Annotated in this window: 20 protein-coding genes; 9 read left to right on the top strand and 11 right to left on the bottom strand. The window is 72.5% G+C overall.

Annotation, left to right across the window (positions count from 1 at the left end; all coding sequences use genetic code 11):
* Positions 1 to 3 precede the first annotated feature (3 nt).
* Both ACH45N_RS06840 and ACH45N_RS06845 read left to right on the top strand, forming a co-directional pair.
* Positions 4 to 654, top strand: coding sequence for a CoA transferase subunit B (locus ACH45N_RS06840; protein WP_397392393.1), 651 nt, complete (start codon positions 4 to 6; stop codon positions 652 to 654).
* 87 nt (positions 655 to 741) lie between these two features.
* Positions 742 to 2,001, top strand: a complete 1,260-nt coding sequence (locus tag ACH45N_RS06845; RefSeq protein WP_397392395.1) for an acetyl-CoA C-acyltransferase — start codon at positions 742 to 744, stop codon at positions 1,999 to 2,001.
* Between the two features lie 119 nt (positions 2,002 to 2,120).
* On the opposite strand, the gene nhaA is transcribed toward ACH45N_RS06845, so the two are convergent.
* Positions 2,121 to 3,413 (bottom strand): Na+/H+ antiporter NhaA, encoded by a 1,293-nt coding sequence (gene nhaA / locus ACH45N_RS06850; RefSeq protein ID WP_397392397.1) that lies wholly within the window; start codon positions 3,411 to 3,413, stop codon positions 2,121 to 2,123.
* A gap of 113 nt (positions 3,414 to 3,526) precedes the next feature.
* Positions 3,527 to 4,090 carry a DUF1697 domain-containing protein gene (locus ACH45N_RS06855; RefSeq protein ID WP_397392399.1) on the bottom strand — a complete coding sequence of 188 codons (564 nt, stop codon included), beginning with the start codon at positions 4,088 to 4,090 and terminating at the stop codon, positions 3,527 to 3,529.
* A 504-nt stretch (positions 4,091 to 4,594) separates the two neighbouring features.
* On the opposite strand from ACH45N_RS06855, the gene ACH45N_RS06860 reads away from it, so the two are divergent.
* Positions 4,595 to 5,854 (top strand): PhoH family protein, encoded by a 1,260-nt coding sequence (locus ACH45N_RS06860; RefSeq protein WP_397393811.1) that lies wholly within the window; start codon positions 4,595 to 4,597, stop codon positions 5,852 to 5,854.
* A 257-nt stretch (positions 5,855 to 6,111) separates the two neighbouring features.
* Positions 6,112 to 6,879, top strand: a complete 768-nt coding sequence (locus ACH45N_RS06865; RefSeq protein ID WP_397392401.1) for a GPP34 family phosphoprotein — start codon at positions 6,112 to 6,114, stop codon at positions 6,877 to 6,879.
* Positions 6,880 to 6,954: 75 nt separating this feature from the next.
* Here the strand turns inward: ACH45N_RS06865 and ACH45N_RS06870 are convergent, their stop codons facing one another.
* The 4 genes from ACH45N_RS06870 to ACH45N_RS06885 all read right to left on the bottom strand — a co-directional run bounded on the left by ACH45N_RS06870 (position 6,955) and on the right by ACH45N_RS06885 (position 10,334).
* Positions 6,955 to 8,400, bottom strand: a complete 1,446-nt coding sequence (locus ACH45N_RS06870) for a class II fumarate hydratase (protein ID WP_397392403.1) — start codon at positions 8,398 to 8,400, stop codon at positions 6,955 to 6,957.
* A 94-nt stretch (positions 8,401 to 8,494) separates the two neighbouring features.
* Positions 8,495 to 9,157 carry a carbonic anhydrase gene (locus ACH45N_RS06875; RefSeq protein ID WP_397392405.1) on the bottom strand — a complete coding sequence of 221 codons (663 nt, stop codon included), beginning with the start codon at positions 9,155 to 9,157 and terminating at the stop codon, positions 8,495 to 8,497.
* Positions 9,154 to 10,080, bottom strand: a complete 927-nt coding sequence (locus ACH45N_RS06880; protein WP_397392407.1) for a carbohydrate kinase — start codon at positions 10,078 to 10,080, stop codon at positions 9,154 to 9,156. The genes ACH45N_RS06875 and ACH45N_RS06880 overlap by 4 nt, the downstream gene beginning before the upstream one ends.
* Entirely contained in the window at positions 10,077 to 10,334 is a 258-nt protein-coding gene (locus ACH45N_RS06885; RefSeq protein ID WP_397393813.1) for an exodeoxyribonuclease VII small subunit, read from the bottom strand. The genes ACH45N_RS06880 and ACH45N_RS06885 overlap by 4 nt, the downstream gene beginning before the upstream one ends.
* Positions 10,335 to 10,475: 141 nt before the next feature.
* Here ACH45N_RS06885 and ACH45N_RS06890 point away from each other — a divergent pair, with 141 nt between their 5' ends.
* Positions 10,476 to 12,095, top strand: coding sequence for an ABC-F family ATP-binding cassette domain-containing protein (locus tag ACH45N_RS06890; protein WP_397392409.1), 1,620 nt, complete (start codon positions 10,476 to 10,478; stop codon positions 12,093 to 12,095).
* Positions 12,096 to 12,188: 93 nt separating this feature from the next.
* Positions 12,189 to 12,932 carry an SDR family oxidoreductase gene (locus ACH45N_RS06895; RefSeq protein WP_397392411.1) on the top strand — a complete coding sequence of 248 codons (744 nt, stop codon included), beginning with the start codon at positions 12,189 to 12,191 and terminating at the stop codon, positions 12,930 to 12,932.
* On the opposite strand, the gene sigJ is transcribed toward ACH45N_RS06895, so the two are convergent.
* Positions 12,898 to 13,854 carry an RNA polymerase sigma factor SigJ gene (gene sigJ / locus ACH45N_RS06900; protein WP_397392413.1) on the bottom strand — a complete coding sequence of 319 codons (957 nt, stop codon included), beginning with the start codon at positions 13,852 to 13,854 and terminating at the stop codon, positions 12,898 to 12,900. The two genes, ACH45N_RS06895 and sigJ, sit on opposite strands and share 35 nt — an antisense overlap.
* 94 nt (positions 13,855 to 13,948) lie before the next feature.
* Between sigJ and ACH45N_RS06905 the strand changes: the two genes are divergently transcribed.
* Together ACH45N_RS06905 and ACH45N_RS06910 are read left to right on the top strand one after the other, a co-directional pair.
* Entirely contained in the window at positions 13,949 to 14,698 is a 750-nt protein-coding gene (locus tag ACH45N_RS06905; protein ID WP_397392415.1) for a class I SAM-dependent methyltransferase, read from the top strand.
* Positions 14,699 to 14,747: 49 nt separating this feature from the next.
* Complete coding sequence (locus ACH45N_RS06910; RefSeq protein WP_397392417.1) at positions 14,748 to 15,401, top strand: TetR/AcrR family transcriptional regulator; 654 nt, start codon at positions 14,748 to 14,750, stop codon at positions 15,399 to 15,401.
* Here ACH45N_RS06910 and ACH45N_RS06915 read toward each other — a convergent pair.
* From ACH45N_RS06915 to xseA, 3 genes are all read right to left on the bottom strand, one after another.
* On the bottom strand, positions 15,362 to 15,769 hold the full coding sequence (locus ACH45N_RS06915) for a RidA family protein (protein WP_397392419.1): 408 nt from the start codon (positions 15,767 to 15,769) through the stop codon (positions 15,362 to 15,364). The genes ACH45N_RS06910 and ACH45N_RS06915 overlap by 40 nt on opposite strands.
* A gap of 145 nt (positions 15,770 to 15,914) precedes the next feature.
* On the bottom strand, positions 15,915 to 17,363 hold the full coding sequence (locus ACH45N_RS06920) for an epoxide hydrolase family protein (RefSeq protein WP_397392421.1): 1,449 nt from the start codon (positions 17,361 to 17,363) through the stop codon (positions 15,915 to 15,917).
* Between the two features lie 32 nt (positions 17,364 to 17,395).
* The gene (xseA, locus tag ACH45N_RS06925) at positions 17,396 to 18,658 is read right to left on the bottom strand and encodes an exodeoxyribonuclease VII large subunit (RefSeq protein ID WP_397392423.1); all 1,263 of its coding nucleotides are present in this window, start codon (positions 18,656 to 18,658) and stop codon (positions 17,396 to 17,398) included.
* A gap of 63 nt (positions 18,659 to 18,721) precedes the next feature.
* On the opposite strand from xseA, the gene ACH45N_RS06930 reads away from it, so the two are divergent.
* Positions 18,722 to 19,759 carry a 4-hydroxy-3-methylbut-2-enyl diphosphate reductase gene (locus ACH45N_RS06930; RefSeq protein WP_397392425.1) on the top strand — a complete coding sequence of 346 codons (1,038 nt, stop codon included), beginning with the start codon at positions 18,722 to 18,724 and terminating at the stop codon, positions 19,757 to 19,759.
* A gap of 236 nt (positions 19,760 to 19,995) precedes the next feature.
* Here the strand turns inward: ACH45N_RS06930 and rmuC are convergent, their stop codons facing one another.
* Positions 19,996 to 21,498, bottom strand: coding sequence for a DNA recombination protein RmuC (gene rmuC, locus ACH45N_RS06935; RefSeq protein ID WP_397392427.1), 1,503 nt, complete (start codon positions 21,496 to 21,498; stop codon positions 19,996 to 19,998).
* Positions 21,499 to 21,567: the final 69 nt, after the last annotated feature.

The following is a 21,567-nucleotide window of genomic DNA, read 5'->3' on the forward strand; positions in this document are numbered from 1 at the left end:
ACCATGGCACTGACCCGACAGGAGATGGCCGCGCGCGCGGCGCGCGAGCTGCAGGACGGCATGTACGTGAACCTGGGCATCGGGCTGCCGACGCTCGTGCCCAACTACGTGCCGGACGACCGGCACCTGGTGCTGCAGTCCGAGAACGGCATCCTCGGCGTGGGGCCGTACCCCACGGAGGACGCCGTGGACCCGGACCTCATCAACGCGGGCAAGGAGACGGTGACGCTGCTGCCCGGCTCGTCGATCTTCGACTCCGCCATGTCGTTCGGCATGATCCGCGGCGGCAAGATCGACGCCGCGATTCTGGGCGGCATGCAGGTCTCGGCCACGGGAGACCTGGCCAACTGGATGATCCCCGGCAAGATGGTCAAGGGCATGGGCGGCGCCATGGACCTGGTGCACGGCGCGGGCCGCGTCATCGTGCTCATGGAGCACGTGGCGCGCGACGGGTCGCCGAAGATCCTGCGCGAGTGCTCGCTGCCGCTGACCGGCAAGGGCGTGGTGAACCGGATCATCACCGACCTGGCGGTGCTCGACGTGACGCCGTCCGGGCTGGTGCTGCGCGAGCTCGCGCCGGGGGTCACGGCCGAGGAGGTCGTCGCGAAGACCGAGCCGGAGCTCACCGTCGAGCTGGTCGGTTCCGCGGGCTGAGCCTGCGCGACCGCCGAGCCCGCGCGACCGCCGGGCTCGCCGGCGAATCCGGGGGATACGCTGGGAAGAACGGCCAAAGGAGGTCTCATGAGTGACGCATTTGCTGCCCCGACGGGTGCCACGAGCACCGGTCCGGGCGCCACGGGTCAGGGCGCGACACACAGCGCGGACGACGTGGTGATCGTCTCGGCGGCGCGGACGCCGCAGGGGCGGCTGAAGGGTTCGCTGTCGGCGCTGAGCGCCGTCGAGCTGGGCGCCGTCGCGGCGCGCAGGGCGCTGGAGGTCGCGGGCCCGCTCGCGGCCGACGTCGACAAGGTGGTCTTCGGCCAGGTGATCCAGGCGGGCGCGGGCCAGAACCCGGCCCGGCAGACGGCGGTCGCCGCCGGCGTGCCCTGGGGCGTGCAGGCCGTGACGGTGAACAAGGTGTGCCTGTCGGGTCTGACGTCGATCATCGACGGGGCCCGGCTGCTCCGCACCGGCGAGGCGGCCGTGGTGCTGGTGGGCGGGCAGGAGTCGATGACCAACGCCCCGCACCTGCTGGCCGGCGCGCGGTCCGGGTTCGGCTACGGCTCGGCCGAGCTGACCGACTCCGTGGCGCACGACGCCCTCACGGACGCGTTCGACGACGTCTCGATGGGTATCTCGACCGAGGAGCACAACGCGGGCTCCGTGTTCGTCTCGCGCGAGGAGCAGGACGCGATCGCGGCCGCCTCGCACCAGCGGGCCGCCGCTGCGACCAAGGACGGCGTGTTCGAGGCCGAGCTGGCGCCGGTCTCGGTGCCGCAGCGCCGCGGCGACCCCGTCGAGGTCCGCACCGACGAGGGCGTCCGGCCCGACACGACGCCCGAGTCGCTCGCCCGGCTGCGCCCCGCGTTCAAGCCCGACGGGACGCTGACGGCGGGCAACTCGTCGCAGATCTCCGACGGCGCCGCCGCGCTCGTGCTCACCACGCGCGGCCGGGCCGAGGCGGCCGGCGTGCCCGTGCTGGCGACGGTCCGCTCGCACGGTCAGGTGGCCGGGCCGGACAACTCGCTGCACTCGCAGCCGGCCCGGGCGATCGGCCAGGCCCTGGAGCGCGAGGGCTGGACGGCGGCCGACCTCGACCTCGTGGAGATCAACGAGGCGTTCGCCGTGGTGGTCGGGGTCTCCGCGAAGGAGCTCGGCGTGCCGCTCGACATCGTCAACGTGCACGGCGGCGGCATCGCGCTGGGGCACCCCGTGGGGGCGTCCGGCGCGCGCATCGCCGTGCACGCGGCGCACGAGCTGGCCCGCCGCGGCGGAGGCCGCGCCGCCGTCGGCCTGTGCGGTGGCGGAGGCCAGGGCGAGGCGCTCCTCCTGGAGGTGTGACCGCCGGATCAGCTGGCTGACTCGGCGATCGTTCCCTGCCGAGTCAGCCAGCTGGTCGGACCACCTCGCTGACTCGGCGTTCGTGCGTTGGCGAGTCAGTGGGGTGGTCGGACGGCGGGTCAGTGGGTCTCGCGGTCCTTCGCGTCGCCGATGTAGTCGTGGACGTCGTCCGGGAGGCCGTCGAGGTTCATGTCCGTGGTCCTGGCCTGCCGCGCGTCCCGGCGCAGCGCGATGCCGCCCAGGATCGCTGCGAGCACCGACGAGCCGAGGATCGCGATCTTGGCCCCGTCGGTGTGCTCGGAGTCGCCGAAGGACAGCTCGCTGATCAGCAGGGACACGGTGAACCCGATGCCGGCCAGCAGACCGACGGGTAGCAGGTCGCGCACGCCGATCCCGTCGGGCAGCCGTAGCGGTGTGATGCGAGTGACCAGCGCGGTGGTGCCGAGCACGCCGATCAGCTTGCCGAGGATCAGGCCCGCGGCGATGGCGGCGACGACGGGCTGGCCGAGCACGGCGCCCGGCCCGTCGCCGTCGACCAGGGAGACGCCCGCGGCGAAGAAGGCGAAGACGGGCAGTGCGAAGCCCGACGAGAACGGCCTGATGCCGTGCTCGTAGCGGGTGGTGCGCGACGTCGGCTCGCCGTGCAGCGTGACCGCGGGCACGGTGAAGCCCAGCAGCACGCCGGCGATCGTCGCATGCACACCCGAGGCGTGCATGAGGGCCCACGCCACCACGGCGAGCGGCAGCAGCACGAACCACCGGGGCGTGCGGGACCGCACGTGCCAGCCGAACAGTCCGACGCAGACGAGCGTGCCGAGCAGCGGCAGCCAGTGGATCTCGTCGGTGTAGAAGACGGCGATGACGACGATCGCCAGGAGGTCGTCCACGACGGCCAGCGTGAGCAGGAACGTGCGGATGGCCGCCGGCAGGCCGCGGCCGAAGATCGCCAGGACGCCCACGGCGAACGCGATGTCGGTGGCGCTGGGGATGGCCCAGCCCCGCAGCGCCCCGGGCTCGTCGAGCAGCAGCACGGTGCCGACGTAGATCAGCGCGGGCACGGCCATGCCGCCCACGGCGGCGATCATCGGGACGCCGGCCTCCCGGGGGTTGCGCAGGCTCCCGGCGACGAACTCCTGCTTGAGCTCCACGCCCACCACGAAGAAGAAGATCGCGAGCAGCCCGTCGGCGGCCCAGGTCGCGAGGGAGAGGTCGAGGTGCACCGGGAACGGCCCGATCGCGGCCGGTCCCACCACGGCGTCGGACAGCGCCTGGTACGAGGCGCGCCAGGGGGAGTTGGCCCAGAGCAGGGCGAGGAACGCGGCGCCGATCAGCAGCGCCCCGCCGGTCGTCTCGCGGGACAGCCAGGTGCGCAGGCGCTGGGCTCGGGTGGGTGCGGGGGCGGTACCGGTCAACGGTCGTCCTCTCGGGTGCGGGGTCGGCTGACACGGACCGGTCGACCCGGTCCACGCCGACCAGACTTCCCGGCACTCCCTGGGTCTCACCCTACCCGGGCTCGCACCCGGGACTACCGGGACGCCAGCCCGGCACAGGCGGCGCGCAGCTTGGTGATCGTGTTCCAGTTGCGGGCCGTGGTCGGCGCGCCGACGGCCCGGTCGATGACCTTCGGCGTGAGCCTGGACCGGCCGATCCCGTCCACGTAGTGCACGTACAGCACGCCCGCGGCCGTCGCGAGCATCTCCCGGCCGGGGCTGGCCAGGTCGAGCCTGGCGATGCCCGCCTCGTCGAGCTCGCCGAACGGGACGTGCACCTGCAGGTGGGACGGGTCGTCCCGGGCGGCGGCCGGGAACGGGTTGGCCGAGGCGATGGCTTCCAGCCGCTCCGCGCTCAGCCCGACGGCGGCCACGTCCTGCCCCACGCGGTCGGTCAGTCGCTCCTCGACGAGCCGGGCGACGTCGGCGGCGCTGCCGGCCCCGGAGGTCCCGGCCGTGACCACGAGATTGCCGCTGTTCAGGAGGGTGCGGACGTCGGCGAGACCGGCGTCCTCGGCGGCTCCGCGGAGGTCCGCTGACGACACGCGCAGGCCGGGGCCGATGTTCACGGCCCGGAGCAGGACGGCGAAGGAAGCCATGTGCCCATCCTGCCGCCTGGGCGCGCCTCCCTGCGAGTTTTGCTCTTTCTTGGAGTAAAAATCAAGCTATTGCCACCATGTGAACAGTTCGTGACAACTTGCGACCCGCCGGGGCGTGGGTCTGGTCACGGGATGGCAGGGCGCGTAGTTTCCACCTCAGGGACGGCACCCAGTCGCCCCTTCGGGAGGCCAACCTATGGAGTGCTCGCTCCGTGGAGAAGGGCCGGCCCCGGCTCTGCGCCACGACGCGGCGCACCGAGTCGGTCGCTCGGCCCATCCACCAGCCCCGGTTCGACCGGGTCGGTTCCGCCGGCAGGCGGTACCCGCCAGGTAGCGACGAGGCTGTCACGGCGTTTCGGCGCCGGAGGGAGAACCGCAGTGAGCCATTCCGCACACACCACCCGTCCGTCCGACCAGAGTGCCGACGCCGCTGCCGGCGCGGCAGGTGACGAACGCAGGACCTTCGTCATCGACACGTCAGTGCTGTTGAGTGACCCGAAGGCGATGATGCGGTTCGCGGAGCACGACGTCGTACTGCCGATCGTCGTGGTCACGGAGCTGGAGGCCAAGCGCCACCACGCCGAGCTCGGGTACTTCGCCCGGAGCGCCCTGCGGATGCTGGACGAGCTGCGGGTGCAGCACGGCCGGCTCGACTCACCGGTCCCCGTGGGGGACACGGGCGGCACGCTCCGGGTGGAGCTCAACCACATCGACCCCTCCGTCCTGCCGGCCGGCTTCCGCCTGGGCGACAACGACACGCGCATCCTGGCCGTGGCCGCCAACCTGGCGGCCGAGGGCAGCAGCGTCACCGTCGTCTCCAAGGACCTGCCGATGCGGGTCAAGGCGTCCGCCGTCGGCCTGCAGGCCGAGGAGTACCGGGCCGAGCTCGCGGTGGACTCCGGCTGGACCGGGATGCGCGAGATCGACCTCTCGGACGAGCAGATGGGCTCCCTCTGGGAGAACGAGTCCGTCGAGATCGCGACCCTGGACCCCGCGACGGTCGAGGCGGCCGCGCCGCTCCTGGTGCACACGGGCATGGTGGTGCACTCACCGGGCGGCTCCGCGCTCGGCCGGGTGACGCCGGACAAGAAGGTGCGGCTGGTCCGCGGCGACCAGGAGGTGTTCGGCGTGCACGGTCGCTCGGCCGAGCAGCGCGTCGCCATCGACCTGCTGCTCGACGAGGAGATCGGGATCGTCTCCCTCGGCGGCCGGGCCGGCACGGGCAAGTCGGCGCTCGCCCTGTGCGCCGGCCTGGAGTCCGTGCTGGAGCGGCAGCAGCACCGCAAGGTGCTCGTCTTCCGGCCGCTGTACGCGGTGGGCGGGCAGGAGCTGGGCTACCTGCCCGGTTCCGAGTCCGAGAAGATGAACCCGTGGTCGCAGGCCGTCTACGACACGCTCGGGGCACTGGTCTCGCCCGACGTCGTCGAGGAGGTCATCGCCCGCGACATGCTCGAGGTGCTGCCGCTCACGCACATCCGCGGGCGCTCGCTGCACGACTCGTTCGTGATCGTGGACGAGGCGCAGTCCCTGGAGCGGAACGTGCTGCTCACGGTGCTGTCGCGCATCGGCCAGAGCTCGCGCGTGGTGCTCACCCACGACGTCGCGCAGCGCGACAACCTGCGGGTCGGGCGGCACGACGGCGTCGCGGCCGTGATCGAGGCGCTCAAGGGGCACCCGCTGTTCGCGCACGTGACCCTGACCCGGTCGGAGCGCTCGCCGGTGGCGGCGCTGGTGACCGACATGCTGGAGCGGCTGGAGGTCTGACCGGCCCCGAGCGTGTCAGACGCCCAGGTCACTCCCGTGACCTGGGCGTCTGACATGTACCTGAACTTCTGGCACTGGAGAGGCGGGCCGGCCGGACGGAACCCCCCAGCCCCGCATGTCCGGCGGACCGCCTCCCCTGCGTGCGGTGCGACCATAGCACCTTAGGTAAGCCTAACCATAGTCATGGCCGCGGGTGAGCTTCTCGGCCACTGGTTCAATCGGGGCGTGTCTCGCTTGTCGGATATAGCATCTGCCCCATGCTGATTGCCGAAGACTTCCTGCTGCTCGCCGTCGACGACGAGACGGGCAAGACCGCCAACGTCGACAACCTGGGTGTTCGCCTCGCCGGTGCGCTCCTCGCCGACCTCTCCGACGCGCGCAAGACCCTGCTGCGGGGTGCGCCCGAGGCCGGCGCCACCAAGGAGGAGCGCGAGAAGGCCGGTGACGCCACGATCATCGTCACCGACAACAGCCCCGTGGGCCACATCGCCCTGGACGCTGCGCTGCAGTCCGTGCTGGCCACGCCCGACGCCCCGGCCCGCAAGGTCGTCGAGGCGATCTCGAAGGACGCCGAGGAGAACCTCCTGGCCGCGCTCGTCGAGCGGGGCATCCTGGAGAAGGAGGAGACCAAGCTCTTCCGCATGCTCCCCGTCACCCGCTGGCCGGCCCCTGACTCGAGCCACGAGACCGCGCTACGCGCCAACCTCACCAAGGTCCTCGTCGAGGGCGCGGAGCCCGACGAGCGCACCGCCACCCTCATCTCCCTGCTGCACGGCTCCGGCCTGATCTCCGGCCTGGTCGGCAAGGAGCAGCGCAAGGCAGCCCAGGACCGCGCCGAGGAGATCGCCGGCAGCGAGTGGGGCGTCGCCACGGTCGCCACCCAGGTCGCCGTCGCGGCCTCGGTCGCGGCCGTCGCCACCGTCGGTGCCGCGGTCGCCGCCGCCGTCATCATCGCGAACACCAAGGAGAACGCGGAGGCCGCCGCGGCCGCGCTCCCGGCCGCCGAGGGCACGCCGGTCGCCTGAACGACCCCCCCCGCCTGCACGCACGAGGGCCGCTTCCGTCCTGGAAGCGGCCCTCGTGCGTGCGTGCCGGGCGGCTCAGGCCTGCGGCGGGCGCGTCATCGACAGCACGTCGAGGGCCGTGTCGAGCTGCTCCTCGGTGACCTCGCCACGCTCGACGAAGCCGAGGTCGACCACGGCCTGGCGCACCGTGATGCCCTCCTTGACCGCGTGCTTGGCCACCTTGGCGGCGGCCTCGTAGCCGATCGCGCGGTTCAGCGGCGTGACGATCGACGGCGACGACTCGGCCAGCGCGCGGGCGCGCTCGACGTTGGCGGTGATGCCCACGATCGTCTTGTCCGCCAGCACGCGCGACGCGTTCGACAGCAGGCGGATGGACTCCAGCACGCCCTGCGCGATCACCGGGATCTGCACGTTGAGCTCGAAGGAGCCGCTCGCGCCGGCCCACGTCACGGTGGCGTCGTTGCCGATGACGCGCGCGCACACCATGAGCACGGCCTCGGGGATGACCGGGTTGACCTTGCCCGGCATGATCGAGGAGCCCGGCTGCAGGTCGGGCAGCGCGATCTCGCCCAGGCCCGTGTTGGGGCCGGAGCCCATCCAGCGCAGGTCGTTGCAGATCTTGGTCACCGAGACCGCGATGGTGCGCAGCGCGCCGGAGAGCTCGACCAGGCCGTCCCGCGCGGACTGCGCCTCGAAGTGGTCACGGGCCTCGGTCAGCGGCAGGCCCGTGTCCTGCGCCAGCAGCGCGATGACCCGCTGCGGGAACCCGGCGGGGGTGTTGATGCCGGTGCCCACGGCGGTGCCGCCCAGCGGGACCTCCGCGGCGCGCGGCAGCGCGGACTGCAGGCGCTCGACGCCGTAGCGGATCGCGGCGGCGTACCCGCCGAACTCCTGGCCGAGGGTGACCGGGGTGGCGTCCATCAGGTGCGTGCGGCCCGACTTCACGACCGTGGCGTACTCGTCGGACTTGGCCTGCAGCGCGTCCGCCAGGTGCGTCAGCGCGGGGATCAGGTCGTTGACCACGCCCGACGTCGCCGCGACGTGCACCGAGGTGGGGAACACGTCGTTCGAGGACTGCGACGCGTTGACGTGGTCGTTCGGGTGCACGTCCTTGCCGAGGCTCGCGGTAGCGAGCGTGGCCAGCACCTCGTTGGTGTTCATGTTCGACGACGTGCCCGAGCCGGTCTGGTAGACGTCGACCGGGAAGTGGCCGTCGTGCTTGCCGGAGGCGACCTCGTCGGCCGCGGCGACGATGGCGTCGGCGATGTCCTGGTCGAGCACCCCGAGCTCCGCGTTGGCGGTGGCGGCGGCCTTCTTCACCCGGGCGAGCGCCTCGATGTGGGCGCGCTCCAGCGGGGTGCCGGAGATCGGGAAGTTCTCGACGGCACGCTGCGTCTGCGCTCGGTACAGGGCGTTCGCGGGGACGCGGACCTCGCCCATGGTGTCGTGCTCGATGCGGTATGCGGCGTTGGTGTCGCCGGGCTCGGTCGAGCCCGACGAGACGACGGTGTCAGCAGTCATGGGTCTATCGTGCCGCAGGCTCGGGCGGGTGACGCATCCCAGCGCGTGACTCGTGTCACCCCGGCCCGCCCGAGCCCTTCCGGTCGTCCGGCGGTCAGGGCCGCTCGCCCACCTCGCCGATCACGTCGACCAGGCGCGCGCTGCCCTCGGCCAGGTCGTACTCCAGCCCGACCACGGCGCACCGGCCCTCCTTGACCGCGCTCGCCAGCGCCGCCGAGTAGCCGTGCAGCATGCCGACCGTGTGCTTCACGTGCTCGCGGCGCAGCACGTTCTGGTCGGACAGCGCGGTCATCGCCTGGGCCGGGTCGCCCGACGTGATGCTCGCGATCGACGGGATCACCCGGTCCACGACGGCGCGGACGAACCCGGGCGGCTGCTCGCCCGTGGCGAGCGTGTGCGCGGCGGCGGCGACCGCGCCGCACGAGTCGTGCCCCAGCACCACCACGAGCGACGCGCCGAGCACCTCCACCCCGTACTCGATCGAGCCGACCACGGTGGTGTCCACGACGTGCCCCGCGGTACGCACCACGAACACGTCGCCCAGGCCCTGGTCGAAGATGATCTCCGCGGCCACACGCGAGTCCGAGCAGCCGAAGATCACGGTGTGCGGGTGCTGCGCGGCCTGCAGCTCACGCCGCCGGTCCGCGTTCTGCGACGGGTGCGCGGGGGTGTCCGCGACGAACCGCTCGTTCCCCTCCCGCAGCCGGCGCCAGGCCTCGCCCGGGCTGAGCTGATCCGGGTTCTGGGTGGTGCTCACGGTCCGACCTCCTCGCGACGCGGCGGGTTGGCACCCGCCCGGGAAACGGTGATCGCGGCGACGGCGACGCAGCGGTCCAGCAGCCGCCGCACCGTCGCCACGTCGACGGCGTGCAGCGCGTCCCGCCGGGCGGCGCCCAGCAGGTCGTGCTCCCACAGGCCGTCGATCAGGGCGCCCATGAACGAGTCGCCGGCGCCCACGGTGTCGACCACCTCGACGCTCGGCGCCACGACCTCGACCTCCCCGGCGTCGGACACGGCCACCGCGCCCTTGCCGCCGAGGGTGACGACGACCAGCGCGGGCGTGCCGCGCTGCCAGTCGCGGGCCACGGCCACCGGGTCGGTGTCCGGGTAGAGCCAGGCCAGGTCCTCGTCGCTCACCTTGACCACGTCCGAGAGCTCCACGAGCGCCTCGACGCGCGGGCGCACCTCGTCGGCCGGGCCCATGATCGCGGGCCGGGCGTTCGGGTCGTAGGTCGTGGTCGACGTGGCCCGCGCGGCCTCCAGCACCTGCCGCACCTGCGCGGCGCCCGGTTCGAGCATCGCCGCGATCGAGCCGGTGTGGACGGCGAGCGCGTCACCGGCCCCGGCGTCCCGCAGCGCCTCCGCGGGGACCCGCCAGGTGAGGTCGAAGTCGTAGCTGGCCGAACCGCCGTCGTCCAGCGTGGCCACGGCGACGCTCGTGCGTTCCGCGCCGTCGCTGCCCTCGACCAGGCCGACCGCGGACTCGGCGAGCCAGCCGCGCACGAGGTCGCCCCGCGCGTCGGCCCCGAGCCACGTCGCGAGCCGGACGTCCCGGCCCAGGCGACCCAGCGTGAGCGCCACGTTGGCGATGCTGCCGCCGGGGTGCTCGGCCGAGGAGCCGTCGGGCCGGCGCACCTCGTCCACCAGGGCCTCGCCCACGGCGAGGACGTGCGCGCTCACTCGGCGTCCTCCGGCGAGCCGGCGGCCGCCGTCGACGCGTTCTGCGCGGCGGCGAGGCGCTCGCGGGCGCCGTCGAGCCACTCCTGGCAGCGGGCGGCCAGGGCCTCACCGCGCTCCCAGAGCGCGAGGGACGCCTCCAGCGGCTCGCCACCGGCCTCCAGCCGGCCGACGACCTGCACGAGCTCGTCGCGCGCCTGCTCGTAGCTGAGGGAGGCGACGTCGGGAGACGTCACCGGTTCGCCTGCATCGGTCACAGCATCTGTACTCACGGGGAACAGTCAACAGCACACCGCCGACATCCGGGGTCCGCCGTCCACAGGTTCGACAGGTGGCTCCGGCAGCCGGCCCGGAATCAGTTTGGTCCTGGCCGCTCCGGCATCGGACCATGGTGACCCATGGGCCACCTAGAAGTCGCGCACGCCGAGTACCACCTGCCGGACGGCCGGACCCTTCTGGGGGACGTCTCGTTCCGCGTGGGCGAGGGCAGTGCGACGGCGATCGTCGGCCCCAACGGCGCGGGCAAGACGACGCTCCTGCGCCTCATCACCGGCGAGCTGGAGCCGCACGGCGGCTCCGTGGTGGTCAGCGGCGGGCTCGGCGTGATGCGCCAGTTCGTGGGCTCGGTGCGCGACGAGACCACGGTGCGCGACCTGCTGGTCTCCGTGTCCGACACCCGCCTGCAGCAGGCGGCGCGCGCGGTCGACGAGGCCGAGCACGCGATGCTCACCGTCGACGACGAGGACGCCCAGATGGCGTACGCGCAGGCCCTGTCGGACTGGGCCGAGGTGCGCGGGTACGAGGCCGAGACACTCTGGGACGTGTGCACCATGGCCGCGCTCGGCGTGCCCTACGACCGGGCGCAGTTCCGCGAGGTGCGGACCATGTCGGGCGGCGAGCAGAAGCGGCTCGTGCTGGAGGCGCTGCTGCGCGGCACCGACGAGGTGCTGCTGCTCGACGAGCCGGACAACTACCTGGACGTGCCGGGCAAGCGGTGGCTGGAGGAACAGCTCAAGGCCACCCGCAAGACCGTCCTGTTCGTGTCGCACGACCGGGAGCTGCTCTCGACGGTGGCCGACCGCATCGTGTCGCTGGAGCCCGGTCCGGCCGGGGCCGACGCCTGGGTGCACGGCGGCGGCTTCGCGACCTTCCACGAGGCGCGGCGCGAGCGGTTCGCGCGGTTCGAGGAGCTGCGCCGGCGCTGGGACGAGAAGCACGCCCAGCTCAAGAAGCTCGTGCTGACCCTGCGCAACCAGGCGGCGAGCAGCCCTGACATGGCGTCGCGCTACCGGGCGGCGCAGACCCGCCTGCGCAAGTTCGAGGAGGTCGGCCCGCCGCCCGAGCCGCCGCGCGAGCAGGACATCACGATGCACCTGCGAGGCGGGCGCACGGGCCTGCGGGCCGTGACCTGCGAGGGGCTGGAGCTCACCGGGCTCATGAAGCCGTTCGACCTGGAGATCTTCTACGGCGAGCGGGTCGCGGTGCTGGGCTCCAACGGGTCGGGCAAGTCCCACTTCCTGCGGCTGCTCGCGGGTGGCGACGTGGCGCACACGGGCTCGTGGAAGCTCGGGGCGCGCGTGGTCGCCGGCCACTTCGCGCAGACGCACGCCCATCCCGAGCTGTTCGGGCGCGTGCTGCTCGACATCCTGTGGGAGGACCACGCGCAGGACAAGGGCAAGGCCATGGCGCGGTTGCGGCGCTACGAGCTCACCGTCGCGGCCGAGCGGCCGTTCGACCGGCTGTCGGGCGGTCAGCAGGCCCGGTTCCAGATCCTCCTGCTCGAGCTCGCGGGCTCGACGGCGCTGCTGCTCGACGAGCCCACCGACAACCTCGACCTGGAGTCGGCGGAGGCGCTGCAGGAGGGCCTGGAGTCCTTCGACGGCACGGTGCTGGCCGTGACCCACGACCGCTGGTTCGCGCGGTCGTTCGACCGGTACCTGGTCTTCGGCTCCGACGGCATCGTGCGCGAGACGCCGGAGCCCGTGTGGGACGAGCGGCGGGTCGAGCGGGAGCGCTGAGCGGGGACTGTCACAGATCCGGGGTGCTCCCGGTCGAACACGTGACGGGCCGTCCTGGCCCGTCCGCGAACATCGCCAACCAAGGAGCACCCCATGAAGATCGTGGTCATCGGCGGCACGGGCCTCGTCGGCAGCCAGGTCGTGAAGAATCTGGAGGCGCACGGACACGAGGCCGTCCCCGCCTCGCCGCAGAGCGGTGTGAACACCCTGACCGGTGAGGGGCTGGACGAGGTGCTGGAGGGCGCGCAGGTGGTGATCGACCTCAGCAACTCGCCGTCGTTCGCCGAGGAGGACGTCACGGCCTTCTTCCGCACCTCGACGACCAACCTGCTGGAGGCGGAGAAGAAGGCCGGAGTGCAGCACCACGTGATCCTCTCGATCGTGGGCGCCGACGGTATCGACGCGGGCTACATGCGCGCCAAGATCGTGCAGGAGGACCTGGTCAAGGCCTCCGGGTCGGGCTGGTCGATCGTCCGGTCCACGCAGTTCTTCGAGTTCCTCGCCTCGATCGCCGACGCGGCGACCGTCGACGGCGTCGTCCACGTCGCGCCCGTCCGCTTCCAGCCGATCGCCTCGGCGGACGTCGCACGGTTCGTCGGCCGGACCGCCGCGGGCACGCCGCTCGGCGCGACCATCGAGATCGCCGGCCCGGAGACCTTCGGGTTCGACGAGATCGTGCGCAAGCACCTCGCCTCGACGGACGACCCCCGCGAGGTGGTCGCCGACCCGAGCGCGACCTACTTCGGGGCGGAGCTCAAGGACGCCGAGCTCGTCCCCGCGGGCCAGGCCCAGCTCGGCGAGGTCAGCTACGAGCAGTGGCGGGCGGCTCAGGCGTAGCGTCCCCGGTGCCCGCCTCCGGCGCGGCCTGGTCCGCCCAGGCCCGCCGGAGCGGCGCCATCTTGTCGGGATTCATCTGCCACATCAGCTCCTGCACGCCCTCGTCGGACACCACCACGGACAGGACGCCGACCAGCGCGCCGTCCCGCTCCATCGCGAAGCCCTCGGCGCCGTTGACCGCGATAGGACGCGTGGTGATGCCCGTCCAGAAGACCTCCGCGAACGACGACAGGACGCGGGCCACCTTGGCCCGGCCCCGGACCGCGACCCGGGCGACGTTCTTGGCCCGGCCGTTGCTGTCGGCACGCGTCACCACGTCCTCGGCGAACAGCTGCTCCAGCCGGGCGACGTCGCCCACACGCGCCGCGGCGAGGAACGCGGCGAGCAGGTCACGCCGGGCCGTGTCGCTCACCGTGTTCTTGCGCTCCGACGCCAGGTGCTTGCGCGCCCGGCTCACGAGCTGGCGGGTGGCGGTGGGGGAGACACCCACGATCTGTGCGATCTCCGGGTACCCGTAGTCGAACGCCTCGCGCAGCACGTACGCGGCACGCTCCGTGGGGGAGAGCTTCTCGAGCAGCACCAGCACCGCGACGTCCAGGGCCTCGGCGCGCTCCGCGCCCAGCGTCGGGTCCGCGCTCGTGTCCACCGGCTCCGGCAGCCACGGACCGACATACGTCTCGCGGCGCGACCGCGCGCTCTGCAGCACGTTGATCGCCAGCCGGGTCGCCGCCGTCGTCAGGAACGCCTGCGGGTTGACGACGACCGACCGGTCCGTCGTCTGCCACCGCACCCAGGTCTCCTGCACCACGTCCTCGGCCTCCGCGGCCGAGCCGAGCATGCGGTAGGCGATGCCGAACAGCCGGCGGCGGGCCGACGCGAAGACCTTCGCGGCGTCATCGAGCGTGTCCACATCGCCTGTCATCGTGCTCTCCCGGGTAGCGCAGATCTCATACTTTCCCGACCGTAACCGACGAAATGTTCTTGGGACGGGTTCGACGGCGGGCGAACATGTTGCCATGACCACACCCGACCCGATCTTCGTGGACCCCCGCCTCGCGCGCCTCTACGACGCCTTCGACGACGACCGCGGCGACCTCGACCTGTACGTCGGCCTCGCCGGTCGGCTGGGCGCCCGCAGCGTGCTCGACGTCGGCTGCGGCACGGGCGTGCTCGCCCTGCTGCTGGCCGCGCGCGGCCTGGACGTGACCGGCGTCGACCCCGCCGCCGCGTCCCTGGAGGTGGCGCGTCGCAAGCCGGGCGCCGAGGACGTCACCTGGGTCGAGGGCGGGGCCGACGCCGTCGCCGGGCTGGGCCTCGCGGCCGACCTGGCGACGATGACCGGCAACGTGGCGCAGGTCTTCACCGGCGACGACGACTGGGCGCGGGCGCTCGCGGCGGTCCACGACGCGCTCCGGCCCGGCGGGGTCCTCGTCTTCGAGACCCGGGTCCCCGCGCGCCAGGCCTGGCTCCGCTGGACGCGCGAGCACTGGTCGGCCCGCCGCACGATCCCCGGCGTCGGGGAGGTCGAGACCTGGACGGAGCTGCTGGAGGTCGCGCTCCCGCTGGTCACGTTCCAGCACAGCTACCTCTTCCCGCCCGGCCTGCTGCCCGACGGCGACGTTGTCACCTCGGTCTCGACCCTGCGGTTCCGGGAGCGCGACGAGGTCGAGGCGTCGCTGGCTGCCGCCGGGTTCACCGTCGAGGAGGTGCTGGACGCGCCCGACCGGCCGGGGCTGGAGTGGGTGTTCGTCGCCCGCCGGGGCTAGGGGTGCGGCGCGCCCTTTTCATGGCAGTGCCATGTCATAGGATTCCCACATGGCGAGGCAGAAGGATCCGGCAGTGCGCACGCAGCTCCTGGAGCGTGCGGCGCGGATGCTGCGCGAGCGCGAACCCATCACGCTGCGGTCGCTCGTCGACGGGACCGGGGTCTCGACGATGGCGGTCTACACCTACTTCGGCGGGATGGACGGGGTGTGGCGCGCGCTGCGCCAGGAGGGCTTCACGCGGCTGGCAGCGCGGTTCGAGACCCTCGTCGTGCCGGAGGACCCCGTCGAGGACCTTGTGGCGGGGGTCGCAGCCTACGTCGTCAACGCGCTCGAGTTCCCCGACCTCTACCGGGTCATGTTCGACGCGACCGTCGAGCTCGAGGACGTCGGGGCAGCCGAGGCGACCCTCGGCTACCTCGTGCGCGCCGCGGCGCGCTGTCGGGACGCCGGCCGCATCGCCGAGGACGCCGACCCCGAGCGGCTCGCCACCGAGGTCTGGACCGTGAGCCACGGGATCGTGTCGCTGGTCGTGAGCCGGGTCGCCTCCCGGCGCACCCTCGCCTCGGGCGTTCCCCTGCTCACCGCGGTGATCGTCGCGGCCGGCGACGATCCCGCGGTGTGCCGACGCTCGGTCGAGGCCGGCTGGGCCGCGCTGCGCCCGCCTCAGGGCAGGACGGCGATGGCGTCGACCTCGACCACGTAGCCCGGCGCGGCCAGTGCGGTGACGCCGATCCAGGTGCTCGGCTGCTGGAACTCGACCCCCAGCGTGGCGGCCGCCCGCTCGCGCCCGATGACGAACTGCTCCGCCTTGGCCGCGTCGAGGTCGACGATGTAGACGGTGACCTTGGCCAGGTCGGCCACCGTGGCCCCGACCGCGTCGAGCGCGGCGGCGATGTTGAGGTAGGCCTTCTCGGCCTGGGCGGCCACGTCGTCCTTGCCCACGAGGTTGCCCTCGGTGTCCCACGACACCTGGCCGGCGAGGTAGATGGTGCGCGAACCCTGCGTGTCGGCCACCTGGTGGTGGACGTCGACGCGGTGGACGCCTTCGGGGTGCACCAGCTTGACGGTCATCGTCCTGCTCCTTCTTCTCCACGGTCTGCTCGAACCCCTAAAACATAACACTGCGATGCTATGTTATCGAGCGGGTGTGGCCAGGGTCACGCCGACCGGGCGGGCGGCGTGACCGGCCAGACGGGCGACGGAGGTGGGGCCCGGCTCAGCCGAGGCTGTGGAAGAAGTCGCGGATGTCGGCCGCGAGCAGCTCGGGCTCCTCCATCGCGGGGAAGTGGCCGCCCTCGGCGTGCTCGCTCCAGTGGCTGACGGCGTTCCACGGGTCCAGCGCGCGGCGCATGAGCGGGTGCGTGTCGAACACGACCCAGGCGGCCGGCACGCCCGAGGGGGCGAGCCAGTCGAGGCCGGAGTGCTCCGACTCCCAGTAGAACTGGGCGCTGGAGGCGCCGCTGCGGGTGAACCAGTACAGGCTGACGTTCGTCAGGAGCTGGTCGCGGTCGACCGACTCGTCCGGCGTCGGGCGGGCGGGGTTGGTCCAGGTCTGGAACTTCTCGGCGATCCACGCGAGCTGGCCCACGGGGGAGTCGACCAGCGCCGCGCCGATGGTGTCGGGGCGGTGGTTCTGCATCTCGAAGTAGCCGCGTTCGGCCACGTCCTTGGCCCGGACGGCCTCGATCTGCGCGATCTCGTCGTCGGACAGGCCCTCGGGGTACGGGAACTTGTCGCCGACCATCCCGAGCGACCGGCCGTCGCTGCCGACGTGGGTGCCGATGACGCGCTCCGGGTAGAGCGCCGCGAGGCGGCCCGTGGTGCCGGCGCCGATGTCCGTGCCGTGCGCGGCGAACCGCTCGTAGCCGAGCCGCGTCATGATCTCGGCGTACGCCTCCGTGGTCCGGGCCAGCTCCCAGCCCGTGCCGGACAGCGGCGTCGAGAACCCGAAGCCCGGCAGAGACGGGATCACCAGGTGGAACTCGTCGGTGAGCAGCGGGATCAGGCGCTGGTACTCGACGAACGAGCCCGGCCAGCCGTGGTTCAGGATGAGCGGGGTGGCGTCCGGGTTGGCCGAACGGACGTGCACGACGTGGAACGTCTGGCCGTCGACGACGGTCGTGAACTGCTCGTAGGCGTTGAGTGCCGCCTCCTGCGCGCGCCAGTCGAACCCGTCGCGCCAGTACTCGGCGAGCTCCGTGAGGTAGGCCTGCGGGATGCCGCGGCTGAAGTCCGTGCGGTCGTCGCGGCCGGGGACGGGGACGGGCCGCCGTGTGCGCGCGAGCCGGTCGTGCAGGTCGTCGAGATCGGCCTGGGGGATGTCGATGCGGAACGGGATGAGTGCGGTGTTCTCGGTCATGACAGCTACCTTTCCAGGAGAGGCGGACAGGTTCTGTCCGCTACTTGGATTCGCCTGGGGCGAGCGGTTCCAGGCCGCGCCGGGCGTCCTCGAGGTCAGGCCCGCGTCGCCGAGCAGCTCGGCGACGGAGCAGCCTGCCGCGAGCAGCTCGACGTCCGCGGCGGAGACCCGTTTGGCGACGTAGGCGGTGTCACCCGCACGAACCAGCCACGTCCTGGAGTTCATGCCTCCGTGGAGGGTGGTGACCGTGGCCGCGTCCAGGCCCCAGTGGTCCCGCAGGGCCTCGTCGAGCGCGTGGGCGTCCATCTCGCCACCTTCACACCGGCTGGCGCGCCGGCCTAGGGAATAGTCGCGGTGACCTCCGCGTCGAGCGCGCCCTCGGCCAGGCGCACGTGCACACCGGCCCCGACCGTCACGTCGTCGGGATGCCGCACCACGTGGCCGTCCGCGCGCTGCACGACGGCGTAGCCGCGCTCCAGGGTCGACGCCGGAGACAGCGCCCTGACCTGGGCGCCGAGCCGGCCGATCTCGCCGCTCGCCCGCAGGAGCAGCGCGTCGAGGGCGTGCCGCCCGTGCCGGATCGCCTGGAGGACGTCGCGTTCGCGCGACTCCAGCATGGTCTGCGGCGTCGCGAGGACGGGGCGCGAGCGGACGCCGTCGAGCCCGCGCTGCTCGCGGTCCAGCATGGCCGCGACGGCGCCGCGCATGCGGGAGCGGGCCTGGGCCAGGCGGAGCCGCTCCTCGGAGACGTCGGGCACGATGCGCTTGGCGGCGTCGGTGGGCGTGGAGGCGCGGTAGTCGGCGACCAGGTCGAGCAGCGGTGCGTCGGTCTCGTGCCCGATCGCGCTGACCAGTGGCGTACGGACCTGCGACACCGTGCGCACCAGCGACTCGTTGCTGAACGGCAGGAGATCCTCGACCGAGCCGCCGCCGCGAGCCACGACGATGACGTCGACCCGCGGGTCCTGGTCGAGCTCCGTGATGGCGTTCGACACCTCGCGGACGGCGTTGACGCCCTGCACCGCGACCTCGCGGATCTCGAACCGCACCTGGGGCCAGCGGGCGCGGGCGTTGACCACGACGTCGTGCTCCGCCTTGGACTCGCGCCCGCACACCAGCCCGACGACGGCGGGCAGGAACGGGAGGCCGCGCTTGCGGGAGGCGTCGAACAGGCCCTCCGCGGCGAGCACCCTCTTCAGGGCGTCGATCCGGGCCAGCAGCTCGCCCACCCCGACGGCCTTGATCTCGTTCGCCTGCATCTGCAGGGTGCCGCGCTTGGTCCAGAAGACGGGCTTGGCGTGCACCACCACGTGGTCGCCCTCGGCCGGCGGCTGCGGCAGGGTGCTCAGCACGCGCGAGAAGATCGTCACGGGCAGGGACGCGTCGGCGTCCGTGTCGCGGAGCGTGAGCCACTGCATGCCGGAGCCGGGCCGCAGGTTGAACTGCACCACCTGACCCTCGACCCAGACGGGCGGCATCTTGTCGATGTAGCCCTTGATCTTCTCCGAGAGCACGCGCACCGGCCAGGGACTGGTGGGCGTGGTGTCGAGCGCCTTGCGGGGCAGCTCGGTCGGGAGGGTCTGCTGGGTCGGTTCCGTCACGTGTCCAACCCTGCCACCCACCACCGACACAAGCCCTCCGCACACCGCCCCTAGACTGCACCTGTGAGTGTCACGAGCCCTGAGCGCCCTGCCCGGACCAAGACGAAGCGCGTCCTGCTGGCTGCACCCCGTGGTTATTGCGCCGGCGTGGACCGCGCGGTGGTCGCCGTCGAGAAGGCCCTGGAGACCTACGGCGCGCCCGTGTACGTGCGCAAGGAGATCGTGCACAACAAGCACGTGGTCGAGACGCTGCGCGAGCGCGGCGCCATCTTCGTCAACGAGACCGACGAGGTGCCCGAGGGCAGCCGGCTCGTGTTCTCCGCGCACGGGGTGTCGCCCGCCGTGCGCGCCTCGGCCGTGGCGCGGAGCCTCGACACGATCGACGCGACCTGCCCCCTGGTCACCAAGGTGCACAAGGAGGCCGTGCGGTTCGCCAAGGACGACTACGACATCCTGCTGATCGGGCACACCGGTCACGAGGAGGTCGAGGGCACCGCCGGCGAGGCGCCCGAGCACGTGCAGATCGTCAACTCGCCCGACGAGGTGGACCAGGTCGTGGTGCGCGACCCCGACAAGGTCGTGTGGATCTCGCAGACCACGCTCTCCGTGGACGAGACCATGGAGACGGTCCGCCGGCTGCGCGAGAAGTTCCCGTCGCTGCAGGACCCGCCCAGCGACGACATCTGCTACGCCACGCAGAACCGCCAGGTCGCGGTGAAGAAGCTGGCGCCCGAGTGCGACCTGGTCATCGTGGTCGGCTCGGCGAACTCGTCCAACTCGGTGCGGCTCGTCGAGGTCGCGCTCCAGGCGGGCGCCACCGCCTCGTATCGCGTGGACCGCAAGACCGAGATCAAGGACGAGTGGCTGGAGGGCGTCACCACGGTCGGCGTGACCTCGGGCGCGTCGGTGCCGGAGATCCTGGTGCAGGACGTCATCACGCACCTCGCGGAGCACGGCTTCGGCACCGTCGACGAGGTGCGGACCGCCACCGAGGACCTGATGTTCTCGCTGCCGCGTGAGCTGCGCGCCGGCCTCAAGGCCGCGGGCGAGGAGACCAAGCGTCCCCGTCGCGAGTCCCGCACGGAGCTCCCGCAGGCCTGAGTGCTGCCGGGCTGAGCTTGCTGCGGGCGGCGTATCGCGGGCGGCGGGTTGCGCGCGGCGCACCGCGCGCGGCGCACCGCGGGCGGCGGGTTGCGCACCGCGGACAGTGTGGTCGGCAAAACGTCAGGTGGTCGGCAACCCGGGTTGCCGACCACCTGACGTTCTACCGACCACGTGACGAGCTGCCGACCATCGCGACCCAGGTACTCCCGGGAGCGGGCGAGCCCGGTGCCGGGTCAGCCCGCCGCGCTGTCCTTCTGGGCGCTCTTCGTGCCCGCCGCGTCCTCGATCGCCTCCAGCGCGCGCTTGTCGGACGCCGCGAGCTCGGTGACCTCCAGAGCCTGCACCAGGATCCCGTCGGCCTCCTGGTCCTGCGCCCGGTCGATCGCGACGACGCCGCCCTCCTCGGCGGCGAGCAGCTCGGGCTTGGTGATCGGCCGCGGCACCTCCTCGATGCCCCGGATCTCCTCGATGGCGTCCTTCTCGTCGACCACGTCGAGCTCGACCATCCGGCGGGCCGACGTGAGCACGTTGCGTTCCAGCGACCCGATCATCTGGTTGTAGCTCTTGGTCGCCGACTCCAGCGCGCGTCCCGTCCGGGTGACGTGGCCGGTCATCGTGACCAGGCGCGCGTACAGCTCCTTGCCGACGCTGAGCACCCGCTGCGCGTTCTCCGCGAGGGCCTCCTGCCGCCAGGCGTAGGCGACGGTGCGCAGCAGCGCGAGCATCGTAGTGGGCGTGGCGATGATGACGTTCTTCTGCGCCGCGTACTCCAGCAGCTCGGGGGCGCGCTCCAGCGACGCCGACAGGAACGCCTCGGCGGGCACGAACATGACGACGAACTCCGGCGCGGGCTCGAACTGGTTCCAGTACTTCTTGCCGGCGAGGTCGTCCACGTGCTTGCGCATGTGCCGCACGTGCGCGTCGAGGCGCTGCTCGCGGTACGCGGCGTCGTCGGACTGCTGGGCCTCCAGGAAGCCCAGGAACGCGACCTTGGAGTCGACGACGACCCGCTTGCCGCCGGCGAGGTTGATGACCATGTCCGGGCGGAGGACGCCGTCCTCCGTGGTGACCTGCGCCTGCTCGGTGAAGTCGACGCGGTTGATCATGCCCGCCGACTCCACGACCTTGCGGAGCTGCAGCTCACCCCACGCGCCGCGGGTCTGCGACGAGCGCAGTGCCGTGACCAGGTCCGCCGTGCCGTTGCGCAGGTCGGCCGACACCTCGGCGACGTTGCGCATCTGCTCGACCAGGGCGCCCTGCCCCTCGATGCGGGCCTTCTCCGCCTGGAGCACCTCGCTGCGCACCAGCTCGACGGCCTTGGTCAGCGGGTCCACCAGCGACTTCACGGCCTGCTCGCGCTGGGCGAGGGCCTGCTCACCGGCCGACGCCGACCGCTTGAGCCGCTCCTCCGCGAGCTCCAGGAACCGCTTGCTGTTGGCGTCCAGCGCGTCTCCGGCCAGAGCCTGGAACTGGCGCCGCGCGTGCTCCTGCTCGCTGCGGGCGGCCGCGATCTGCTCCGCGGCGCGCTCCCGCGCGTCGGCGATCTGCTCCTCCGCCCGGTCCCGCGCAGCCTCCACCTGGCGTTCGGCCGCCTCGACCTGGGCGCGCAGCCGCACGGCCTCCAGGTCCGACTCGCGCACGGCCGAGGTGCTGCGCTGCGCGTGCCCGAGCCACCCCAGCAGCGCACCGACGACGAGGGCGCCGAGGGCCAGCAGAATCGTTGCGGCGATGTCCATGGGCGACAGGCTGCCACGAGCCACCGACAGTCCCGTGCGCCGACACCCCGAGCTGCCCCGATCGTCCGG

Origin of the sequence: Promicromonospora sp. NPDC019610 (assembly GCF_044389365.1) — a bacterium.
Classification (GTDB): Bacteria; Actinomycetota; Actinomycetes; order Actinomycetales; family Cellulomonadaceae; genus Promicromonospora.

Bases quoted from the DNA above. Each gene is read 5' to 3' on its own strand.
- ACH45N_RS06895 (WP_397392411.1), top strand. From the start codon at position 12,189: ATGAAGATCGTGGTCATCGGCGGCACGGGCCTCGTCGGCAGCCAGGTC.
- ACH45N_RS06870 (WP_397392403.1), bottom strand. From the start codon at position 8,400: ATGACTGCTGACACCGTCGTCTCGTCGGGCTCGACCGAGCCCGGCGAC.
- sigJ (WP_397392413.1), bottom strand. From the start codon at position 13,854: ATGACAGGCGATGTGGACACGCTCGATGACGCCGCGAAGGTCTTCGCG.
- ACH45N_RS06845 (WP_397392395.1), top strand. From the start codon at position 742: ATGAGTGACGCATTTGCTGCCCCGACGGGTGCCACGAGCACCGGTCCG.
- ACH45N_RS06840 (WP_397392393.1), top strand. From the start codon at position 4: ATGGCACTGACCCGACAGGAGATGGCCGCGCGCGCGGCGCGCGAGCTG.
- ACH45N_RS06860 (WP_397393811.1), top strand. From the start codon at position 4,595: ATGATGCGGTTCGCGGAGCACGACGTCGTACTGCCGATCGTCGTGGTC.
- ACH45N_RS06920 (WP_397392421.1), bottom strand. From the start codon at position 17,363: ATGGACGCCCACGCGCTCGACGAGGCCCTGCGGGACCACTGGGGCCTG.
- ACH45N_RS06915 (WP_397392419.1), bottom strand. From the start codon at position 15,769: ATGACCGTCAAGCTGGTGCACCCCGAAGGCGTCCACCGCGTCGACGTC.
- ACH45N_RS06905 (WP_397392415.1), top strand. From the start codon at position 13,949: ATGACCACACCCGACCCGATCTTCGTGGACCCCCGCCTCGCGCGCCTC.
- ACH45N_RS06865 (WP_397392401.1), top strand. From the start codon at position 6,112: ATGCTGATTGCCGAAGACTTCCTGCTGCTCGCCGTCGACGACGAGACG.
- ACH45N_RS06890 (WP_397392409.1), top strand. From the start codon at position 10,476: ATGGGCCACCTAGAAGTCGCGCACGCCGAGTACCACCTGCCGGACGGC.
- ACH45N_RS06855 (WP_397392399.1), bottom strand. From the start codon at position 4,090: ATGGCTTCCTTCGCCGTCCTGCTCCGGGCCGTGAACATCGGCCCCGGC.
- ACH45N_RS06910 (WP_397392417.1), top strand. From the start codon at position 14,748: ATGGCGAGGCAGAAGGATCCGGCAGTGCGCACGCAGCTCCTGGAGCGT.
- rmuC (WP_397392427.1), bottom strand. From the start codon at position 21,498: ATGGACATCGCCGCAACGATTCTGCTGGCCCTCGGCGCCCTCGTCGTC.